We start from the raw sequence: 9,445 nt of genomic DNA on the forward strand, positions 1-9,445 counted from the left end.
CAAAGCATCGGGCGCGCTCGGCAATGCGTCGGAGCGGCTGACCGCTGCCACATAGACCCGATCGCGATACGGCCGGTGGGGGAGCCGCGTGGTAGCGTTCGGGCGGCCATGGACTCCGATCTGATCGTCGTCGGAGGCGGTCCGGTCGGCGCGGCGCTGGGCCTCTTGCTGCCCCGGCATGGACTGCGAGCCATCGTTCTCGAGGCGACCGAGTTTCCCCGCGACAAGCCCTGCGGCGAGGGCCTGCTGCCAAGCGGTGCGCGCATCCTCCAGGACCTCGGCGTGGACCTGAGAGCCGCTGGCTTTCCACCCCTGGCGGGAGTTCGATACCGGCTCGGCGAGGCCGGCCGCGCGGGAAGCGCGCTGGGCCGATTCAGCTCCGGCTGCGGCTTCGGCGTCCGCCGCCTGCGGCTCGACGCCATCCTGGCCGAGAAGGCTGGCGTCAGGACCGGCGTGCGTGTCACTGACGTCAGGACCGATCCGCGGGGAGTTGCTGTCGAGACCTCACAGGGACAATTGCGGGCCCGAGCAGTGATCGGGGCCGACGGCCTGCGCTCGAGGGTGCGCGACTGGTTGGGCTGGACTCATCCGCCGACGGGGGCAGCTCGCTACGGCCTGGTCGGACACGTTCACGTCCCCGATCTCGACTGGGGGGAGATTCGAGTCACCCTGCTCGATGAGGTCGAGGTCTACGCAGCGCCGGCGGGCCCCTCTGAGCTGCTGGTCGCGGTGCTCGGCGCTCGCGGCTCATTGCGGCGGCCTGGCGCAAGTGTGATGGACAGCTATCGCGAGTTCTCTGCTCGGGCGCATCCAGAGCTGGCGAGCGCCGATCTGACCGGTCGAGTCTGGGGCGCCGGCCCCTTCGCCGTCCGGCCCGGCGCGGTCGCTGGCGGCCGTGTCTTCCTGGCGGGCGACGCGGCCGGTTTCCTCGATCCGCTGACGGGCGACGCCATCAGCGCCGGTCTCAACCAGGCACTCGCGCTCTCCGGCTTCCTGGCTCACGACCTTGACTCAGCGCCGTCACGCTACCGCCGCTGGTGGGCCGCGCAGTGGCGGCGGCGGCGCTTCGTCAGCCACCTCGCTCGCACTCTGACTGGCTCTTCCCACCTGGCTGGTCGAGCGATGAGGGGCGCCAACCGTCGGCCCCAAGCCCTGACCTCACTCCTGGAGGTCAACGACGGCTCGCGGCCCCTTTGGCGAATCGGCCTTCGTGATTGGGCGGCGCTGGGCGGCTTCGCTGCCAGACGCTCGTGAGCTTCTTCCTCGGCTTCGGCACCGCCCTGCCCGAGTACGCGATCGACCGCCAGGAGTCGCAGCGCGCGCTGTCCGCCTTCTGGCCACGACTGCCCGCCGCGGCTGCGGGTGAAGCTGTCAATCGCCACGCCATCGCGCCGCTGGCGGAGGTGGTGCGCGGTCGCTCGGTCGGCGAGGCGATGTGTGCCTATGCCGAGCACGCTCCGAAGCTGGCCCGGACAGCAGCCTGCCAGGCGCTGCGAGATGCCCGCGTGCACCCGGCAGACGTCGACATGGTCATCTCCGTTTCCTGCACCGGCTATCTGGTGCCGTCGCTTGACGTGCGCCTGGCCAACGAGATTGGACTGCGGCCGGACGTGCTGCGTCTCCCCATCACTGAGCTCGGTTGTGCTGGCGGCGCGGCAGCCATCGCAGCCGCCCACCGCCATCTCCTGGCCTTCCCTAACGATCGGGTGCTGGTAGTGGCGGTCGAGCTCTGTTCTCTGAACTTTCACCCGGGAGATCGCTCGATCGACAACCTGACAGCGGCGCTCGTCTTCGGCGACGGGGCCGCCGCTACCGTGATGACGGGCCGGCCGGCGGGAGCTGAGGCTGCACTCGAGGTGGTGGCGACCGGCGAATGGCTGCTGCCCCACAGCATGGCGGCGCTGGGGTTCGACCTGCGTGAATCGGGCTTCCACGTGGTGCTCGATCGCAAGCTGCCCAGGCTCATCGCCGCCGAGCTGGGACCGATTGTGAAGGCCTTTCAGGCCAGGCACCGCGTGCCGCAGCCGGACTTCTATGCGGTGCACGCTGGAGGACCCCGAATCTTCGATGCTGTCGACCAGGCGCTGGCTCTCGAGCCTCATCTTCTGGCCGCCTCGCGGGGCGTGTTCAGCAGCGTTGGCAACCTGTCCTCCGCCTCACTGCTCTTCGGCTTGGCTGCGACTCCGCCCGATACGTCTGGCGATGGGCTGGCGCTGGCTTTCGGGCCCGGCGTCACGGTGGGCATGGCGCACCTCCGCCGGTATCGAGCCACACCGTCCTGACGTACCGTCAGGGGCTGTCCTGACCTCCGGCTGGAGCCGATCAGAACAAGCCAGGGAGGAAGCGCGCTCGTCCGGCGAATGCTTCTTCGTAGCCGGGGATGCGGCGCAGCAGGCGCTCTTCGGCTCGGATTCGATCGGCCAGCAGCGCGCCGTTCAGCACTGAGAGGCCGACGGCGCTGAGCCAGGCGCCGGCGGCCAGGGGCAGGCAGAGGAACTCCAGCGCCACTGCCACGTAGTTGGGATGGCGGATCCAGCGGTAGGGACCCGCTGTGACCGGCCGGAGATCGCTTGGCACCACCGCTCGGGCGTTCCAGGCCTGACCGAGGGAGCGGATGCACCACCAACGTAGGGCCGCGGCGCCACCGACTCCCGCCCCCCAGAGCAGCGGCAGCCGGGGCCGGCGCCGCAGCGCAATCACCTCCACCGGCGGCAGGCAGAAGAGCGCAATGTGCAGCCCAACCATCAGGGGATAGCGCCCGCTCGCAGCGGCCGGCCCTGCCAGTTCGCGCTCGTGCCGGATGGAAACGGCCATCTCCCGGAGGCGCTGAGCGCCCTCGAGCCCGAGCAGGGCCACGTACCAGCGCGGCAGGCGGCGCCATCGGTTCACGGACGGCAACACTACTGTCTGCCCAGTTATCGGCGCAGTTTGTGCGACATTGGCAGCATGGCCAGACTGGCGGTGGCGGTGATGGGCCAGGACCGGCCCGGCATTGTTGCAGCGGTCACTGTCGCCCTGGAGGAGCTGGAGTGCTCGCTGGAGGATCTCTCCACTTCCATCCTGCGCGGCTACTTCGCCATGATGCTGATCTGCCACGGTCCCGGCGGAAAGGGTGATGTGGCCGCGCAGCTGGACTCTGTCGCCGGGCGGCTGGGGCTGCTCGTCGATGTGTGGGAGGTCGGCGAGGCGGCCGACAGCCAGGAACCGGATCATCGCCTGACCGTCTACGGACCTGATCGCCTTGGCATAGTTCGCCAGGTGGCATCACTGCTGGCGCGGGAGAACGTCAACATCTGCGACATGACCTGCCGGCTGGTCGAGCAGGGCTCCGCCCTGTACGTGGTCAACATGGAGATCCAGATCCCGGCCGGCGTACGGCTGGAGCCGGCCCTGCGGGCGGAACTGCCGCCGCTGGGCTTGCGCCACGCGCTGCGCGCGCTGGAGAGTGACGTTCTCTGATCCGTCAGGTCCTCACCTATCCCCATCCGATTCTGCTGGAGGAGTGTGCTGCGCCAGCTGCCGATCAGGTGGCTGGGCTGGTCGTCGACCTTCTGGACACAATGCGCTCGTTGCCGCGCTGCTGGGGACTTGCCGCGCCCCAGATCGGTGAGCCGGCTCGCGTCGCATTGGTGGACGTCTCCCGCCATCCGGCGGCGGAGGCTCACAATGGACTGCTGCTGCTCATCAACCCTGTGATCCTCGACCGAGCCGGCAAGGAAGTGGGCCGGGAAGGCTGCCAGAGTCTCCCCGGTGTGCTGGCTGACGTGCGGCGCGCCCGGCGCATCCATCTTCGCCTGGGGGCCGAGGAGAAATGGTGCTCGGGAATCGAGGCGCGAGCTGTGCAGCACGAGCTGGACCACCTGGACGGCATCCTGATCCTGGATCGCATCGCATCTGCTCACGCCCTCCACTTCCGCGGCTAGCCATCCGTCCGGCGACGCACCGCGGCTCTGCTGGCTCCGATGGAGGCGACACCGTCCTGGGCGGCGCGGTTATCCCGGCCTCCGCCAGCCTAGACGCTGACCGTCGACTCCCATTCCAAACCGAGGATCGCGCCGTCCCGCAAGCGGCGGTAGCCGCCGGGGAAGATCCTGAGGAAGGGGATGGCGCCGGTTGTTAGGGTCTCCAACGTCAGGATGGGATTGGGGCTGGTGCAGCCAAGTGTCCGCATCGCGCAGTTGACGGCGGCCACCTCGCTGACCACTTCGTTCAAGGGCTTCACGCTGTAAAGACCGGCCACCGGTGCGGCGTACTCGGCCTCCACGCAACCTTCCCTGGTCACCACCACACCGCCACCAAGCTCCTCCAAGCGGCGAGCCGCCAGCGCCATTTCGGTTGGAGCCTCGCCCACGATCAGCGCTGCATTGAGCTCCCAAGGGGAGCTGATGGCCACTGCGGCGGTCCTTAGTCCGAACCCTCGCAGGAGGCCGCGAAAGCCTCGGCCCGAACCGTCGCGGCCGAGGCACAGGCAGAGCAGATCCGAGCGGCCGTCGCTCTCCACCTCTCGCGTTACTGTCGACGTCTGCAGCTCCATCGCCCGCCAACACCCCGACGGCGGCCGCTCGAGTAGGGCAGCTGGAAGCACGCCGAGCCGGGTCGTCTGACTCAACCAGTCCGGGTAGCGCGATGGCGGCGAGGGCTCAGGCCGCCGCCCACTCACCAGCACCAGCCGCGGCTGAAAGCCGATCGACCCGCCGGCTCGGGGCAGCACGACCACGTCGGCCAGCATGCCTGCTCCCAAGCCGCCCAGCCAGCGGCCGAGGCCGAAGTGCTCGGCCACGTTGCGGCTCGCCAGCCGCAGGGCGGAGACCGGCGGCAGCCCCAGCTCCACCGCCTTCGCCACCACGATGTTGAGTGAACGCCCCTCGGCCAGATCGGACGGCTCCACGCCGTCGGTGACGAGGCCCAGCCGGCTCAGGTCGATCGCGCCCCGCTGCCACAGGTGAGCGATGGCCGGGAGGTCCTGGCGTGTGGCGCCGTGCCGGGCCAGCGCATGCAGGCCGACGCGCAGCCGCTGCAGCAGATCGTCGGCGTCGATGCCCTCGTGGTCCGAACCGACGCCCGACGCGGCCATCGCATTGATTCCAGCCGGCCGAGCCCCCGCGCCGTGGCCGCTGACCGCCAGGCCACGGGCGAGCGCTGCTTCGATCAGACGCTCCGAGCGCTCATGACCGCGGAGCAGGTCGGCCCAGTAGATCTCGCCCACTCCGACCACCCCCGGAGAATCGAGGAGCTGGATCCAATCGTCTGCGTTGAGGCGAGAGCTCTGCTCGGGGTCGATCATGATCAGCCCGGAAATCGTGTACAGCAGGCGGCCCGCAGTCTGGGCAGCTTCAGCCAGGAACAAGCGCAGGCTCTCAGGCCCAAGGATGGCTGCGTACTCCATCGACTCAACGACTGTCGTCGTCACTCCCGCACAGACTTGCGCGTCGGCGAAATCCGAAACCCGGACTCGCGTCAGATGCGTGTGGCCTTCGATCAGGCCCGGCGCCACCACGTCACCCGCCAAGTCCACCCGGCCGTTCCCTTCTCCCACCCGGGCGTGGACCTCGGCATCGGGACCGACGAATGCCACTCGGCCGGCGGCCACCGCCAGGCCCCAGCCTTCCTGCAGTTCCCCCGTGAAGACGTTGGCCAGGGCTCCGCCGCTGATGACGAGGTCGGCAGGAGCCGCACCCCTGGCGACGTCCCGCAGCCGCCGCAGGGTATTCCGGTCCGGTGCCAGGTGATAAGTCACGTCCGCCAACGCTAAGGCCAATCCGAGCCCAGTGCCTCCGGGCTAGGCTGAGGCCTCCTCCTCCAGCCCGCGCACGAGGCAGACAGCGGTACCTGACCGCTCTCGGGCTCCCTGCCACCGGATGCGGGCATCGGAACCGGCCCCAAGAAATTAGGGGGGCTGCAGATGCGAGGGTTTCGTGGGCGGCCTACCGTCGAGGCATTCCCATCTCACGCAAGGAGGCAACCATGTCAGTAGAAACAGCGGCGATCGATGAGGCGAAGGTCCACGCTTTCGTAGGGCAGCTGATCGGCGAGCTCGGCGCCACGGTGAACGCTGGGCTGGTCGTGATCGGCGACCGGCTCGGCCTGTACAAGGCGATGGCCGGGGCGGGTCCGATCTCGACGGCTGAGCTGGCCGAGCGAACGGGCACCACAGAGCGCTACGTGCGCGAGTGGCTGAACGCCCAGGCCGCCGGCGGCTACGTCGAGTACGACCCCAGCACCCAGCGCTACACCCTGCCTGCCGAGCACGCATTGGCGCTAGCCAACGAGGCCAGCCCGGCCTTCGCGTGCGGTTGGTTCCAGCTGGCGACGTCGACCCTTCGCTCCGAGCCCGAGATCCGGGAGGCCTTCCGCAGCGGAGCCGGCTTTGGCTGGCACGAGCACGACCCGGGCGTGCACGAGGGCTGCGCGCGATTCTTCGGGCCGACCTACGACGCCAGCATCGTGAGCAGCTGGCTGCCCGCGCTCGACGGGGTCGTCGACAAGCTGGAGGCCGGCGCCGAGGTCGCCGACGTCGGCTGTGGGCTCGGCCGCAGCACCCTCCTGATGGCGAAGGCCTATCCACGATCGCGGTTCACCGGCTTCGACTACCATCCGGACTCACTGGCGCTCGCCAGGAGGCAGGCGGAGGCGGCGGGCATGGGTGATCGCGTGAAGTTTGAGGTCGCACCGGCCAAAGGTTTTCCCGGCCCCGCGGCCTATGACCTGGTCACAACGTTCGACTCCCTCCACGACATGGGCGACCCCGTCGGCGCGGCACGCCACGTCCGCGAGACCCTCAAGCCGGACGGAACCTGGATGGTGGTCGAACCCCTCGCGGGGGACAAAGTGGAGGACAACCTGAACCCGATCGGACGCGCCTATTACAGCTTCTCGAACTTCCTCTGCACGCCCAGCTCCCTGGCGCAGGAGGTCGGCCTGGCGCTCGGCGCCCAGGCGGGCGAGCCTCGCATCCGAGACGTAGCCACCGCGGCTGGATTCACCCGCTTCCGCCGCGCCACAGAGGGCATGATCCATCTGGTCTACGAGGTGCGTCCCTAACCCCCGCCGGGACCCCACTCGACGAAAATGACGCCCGCTTGAGTGCGGCCGGCAGGACCCCTCCCCCAGCGCGCAAGCCCGACGGTTCGGGCTTGTCGTGCGCGGGGGGTCCGCGTGCCGTCGCAGGTTTCTGGCCCCCGAGGTCAGCCGGCCCTACCGCCACCATTGCCGGCCGGCCCCTCCCGGCGGCGCCGCTCGGGCAGCGGATTTGATGACCGAGCTCCTGTGAAAGCGCGTCAGACGACGATCACAGGATCGGTCGGTGGCAGAGTGCAGCCAATGAGAGCGCGGGAACCCGCCGTCTCTGACTTCGTAGAGGGCGGGGGCGTCCGGGTCGGGTACGAGGTCTTCGGTGAAGGTGAGCCGGCCATCCTACTGCTGCCGGGCTGGTCGATCATGACCTCCCGGCAGTGGAAAGGACAGGTGCCCCACCTGGCCCGACGGTTCCGAGTGGTGACCTTCGACGCCCGCGGCAGCGGGCGTTCCGACCGCCCGGCGCACCCCGCCGCCTACCTGGACCGCGAGCTCGCCGCGGACGCGTTGGCGGTGCTCGACGCCGCTCAAGTCGACGCTGCTCTGGTGGTCGGGCTCTCCCGGGGCGCGCGCCACGGGCTCCAGCTGGCTGCGCTCGCCCAGCCCAGGGTGGCGGGTCTCGTGCTCGTGAGTCCCGCCATGCGAGGGTTGGGCGCACCCCACCCGACCCGCACAGTGCACTCGTTCGCGGACGAGCTCGCCACCGAGGAGGGCTGGGCCAAGTACAACCTGCCCTACTGGCGGCGTGACTTCCGTGGCTTCCTCGAGTTCTTCTTCGGCGAGGCACTCCCGGAACCCCACTCCACCAAGCAGCTGGAAGACGCAGTCGGCTGGGGGCTCGAGACCACGCCCGAAGTGGTCGCGATGTGCGATGCCGGCAACGAGATCGCCGATACTGCGGCCGCCGAGGATCTAACTCGGGCGGTGCGCTGCCCGGTGCTGGTCGTCAACGGAAGCGACGACCGGATCACGCCACCAGCGTGGGGCGCTCGGCTGGCCGAGCTGACCGGTGGCTCGTGGGTGGTTCTGGAGGGCTCGGGTCACTTTCCGACCGCCCGCCACCCGGTGCGGCTGAACCTGCTGATTCGCGATTTTGCGACCCGCCTAATGCCGTCGGCACCCGCTCCCAGCGCCTGGACCCGGGCCGCCGTCCGCCGGCGCCGGGCTCTGTTCATCTCCTCCCCGATCGGGCTCGGCCACGTCCGTCGCGATCTGGCCATCGCCGCCGAGCTGCGCCGGCTGCACCCCGACCTGGAGATCGACTGGCTGGCCCAGCCGCCAGTGACCGGGGTGCTCGAGGCCGCTGGCGAGCGTGTGCATCCGGCCAGCTCCGAGCTGGCCAGCGAGGTCGCCCACATCGACGCCCAGGCGGCCGAGCACGAGCTCGCCGTCTTCGACGCCTTCCGGCGCATGGACGAGATCCTGCTCGCCAACTTCATGCTCTTCTTGGACGTGGTCCGGGAGACCGCCTACGACCTCTGGATTGGCGACGAGGCCTGGGAGGTGGACCACTTCCTGCACGAGAATCCGGAGCTGAAGACCGCCGCCTACGCCTGGCTGACCGACTTCGTGGGCTGGCTGCCGCTGCCCGAGGGCGGCGAGCGGGAGGCTGAGCTGACCGCCGACTACAACGCCGAGATGCTCGAGCAGATCGAGCGATTCCCGCGCGTGCGCGACCGCGCCATCTTCCTGGGCGGGCTGGCGGACATCCCCGACCGCGACTTCGGCCCCGGCCTGCCTGGGATCCGGGAGTGGGTCGGCCGCCACTACCAGCTGGTCCCCTTCGTGCCCGGCTACGACCCGGCCGGGCTGGATCGGGAGCAGGTCCGCCAGGAGCTGGGCTGGGGCTCCGGTGAGCCCGTCTGCGTGGTCGCGGTCGGCGGCTCGGGGACCGGTGAGCACCTGCTACGACGGGCTATCGCGGCCTACCCAGAGGCGTGCCGGCGGATACCGGGCCTGCGCCTGGTCTGCGTCTGCGGGCCCCGGATCGACCCCGCCCGGCTGGCGGCTCCGGCCGGGGTCGAGTTGCTGGCCTACGTCGACCAGCTCTACCGCTGGCTTGCGGCCAGCGACGTGGCCCTGGTCCAGGGCGGCCTGGGCACGACCATGGAGCTCGCCGCGGCGGGGCGGCCGTTCGTTTACGTACCCCTCCGTCACCACTTCGAGCAGCAGGTCAACGTCCACCACCGGCTGCGCCGGCACCGCGCCGGGCGCCGGCTCGACTATGAGCAGGCCACCCCCACCCGGCTGGCCGGAGCGCTGGCGGCAGAGCTCGGCCGCCCCCAACACCCCCGACCGATCCCTCCCAGCAGCGCCCCACAGGCAACCAAACCCACCACCCAACTCACCCCACAGAGACCGCAGAACCGGA

At 69.8% G+C, this 9,445-nt stretch carries 8 protein-coding genes; 6 read left to right on the forward strand and 2 right to left on the reverse strand.

What is annotated here, in order from left to right:
* The first annotated feature begins 108 nt into the window (after positions 1 to 108).
* Positions 109 to 1,254: an NAD(P)/FAD-dependent oxidoreductase gene (locus ACR2MZ_RS13705; protein ID WP_434005602.1), complete on the forward strand. Its 1,146-nt coding sequence runs from the start codon at positions 109 to 111 to the stop codon at positions 1,252 to 1,254.
* Positions 1,251 to 2,282: a type III polyketide synthase gene (locus ACR2MZ_RS13710; protein WP_434005603.1), complete on the forward strand. Its 1,032-nt coding sequence runs from the start codon at positions 1,251 to 1,253 to the stop codon at positions 2,280 to 2,282. The genes ACR2MZ_RS13705 and ACR2MZ_RS13710 overlap by 4 nt, the downstream gene beginning before the upstream one ends.
* Positions 2,283 to 2,322: 40 nt before the next feature.
* Here the strand turns inward: ACR2MZ_RS13710 and ACR2MZ_RS13715 are convergent, their stop codons facing one another.
* Positions 2,323 to 2,889 carry an isoprenylcysteine carboxylmethyltransferase family protein gene (locus ACR2MZ_RS13715; RefSeq protein ID WP_434005604.1) on the reverse strand — a complete coding sequence of 189 codons (567 nt, stop codon included), beginning with the start codon at positions 2,887 to 2,889 and terminating at the stop codon, positions 2,323 to 2,325.
* A gap of 57 nt (positions 2,890 to 2,946) precedes the next feature.
* Here ACR2MZ_RS13715 and ACR2MZ_RS13720 point away from each other — a divergent pair, with 57 nt between their 5' ends.
* Positions 2,947 to 3,459, forward strand: a complete 513-nt coding sequence (locus ACR2MZ_RS13720) for a glycine cleavage system transcriptional repressor (RefSeq protein ID WP_434005605.1) — start codon at positions 2,947 to 2,949, stop codon at positions 3,457 to 3,459.
* Positions 3,459 to 3,923 (forward strand): peptide deformylase, encoded by a 465-nt coding sequence (locus ACR2MZ_RS13725; RefSeq protein ID WP_434005611.1) that lies wholly within the window; start codon positions 3,459 to 3,461, stop codon positions 3,921 to 3,923. Before ACR2MZ_RS13720 ends, ACR2MZ_RS13725 begins: the two co-directional genes overlap by 1 nt.
* A gap of 89 nt (positions 3,924 to 4,012) precedes the next feature.
* Here ACR2MZ_RS13725 and ACR2MZ_RS13730 read toward each other — a convergent pair whose 3' ends face one another.
* The gene (locus ACR2MZ_RS13730; protein WP_434005612.1) at positions 4,013 to 5,737 is read right to left on the reverse strand and encodes an adenine deaminase C-terminal domain-containing protein; all 1,725 of its coding nucleotides are present in this window, start codon (positions 5,735 to 5,737) and stop codon (positions 4,013 to 4,015) included.
* Positions 5,738 to 5,964: 227 nt separating this feature from the next.
* On the opposite strand from ACR2MZ_RS13730, the gene ACR2MZ_RS13735 reads away from it, so the two are divergent.
* The gene (locus tag ACR2MZ_RS13735) at positions 5,965 to 7,041 is read left to right on the forward strand and encodes a class I SAM-dependent methyltransferase (protein WP_434005606.1); all 1,077 of its coding nucleotides are present in this window, start codon (positions 5,965 to 5,967) and stop codon (positions 7,039 to 7,041) included.
* A gap of 279 nt (positions 7,042 to 7,320) precedes the next feature.
* A partial coding sequence (locus ACR2MZ_RS13740; RefSeq protein WP_434005607.1) for an alpha/beta hydrolase occupies positions 7,321 to 9,445 on the forward strand: 2,125 nt, incomplete at its 3' end.

Origin of the sequence: Candidatus Dormiibacter sp. (genome assembly GCF_050999135.1) — a bacterium.
GTDB classification, from domain to species: domain Bacteria; phylum Chloroflexota; class Dormibacteria; order Dormibacterales; family Dormibacteraceae; genus Dormiibacter; species Dormiibacter spiritus.

What these genes read in the sequence shown, in the direction of transcription:
- ACR2MZ_RS13705 (WP_434005602.1), top strand. Translation starts at nt 109, where the DNA reads ATGGACTCCGATCTGATCGTCGTCGGAGGCGGTCCGGTCGGCGCGGCG.
- ACR2MZ_RS13720 (WP_434005605.1), top strand. Translation starts at nt 2,947, where the DNA reads ATGGCCAGACTGGCGGTGGCGGTGATGGGCCAGGACCGGCCCGGCATT.
- ACR2MZ_RS13735 (WP_434005606.1), top strand. Translation starts at nt 5,965, where the DNA reads ATGTCAGTAGAAACAGCGGCGATCGATGAGGCGAAGGTCCACGCTTTC.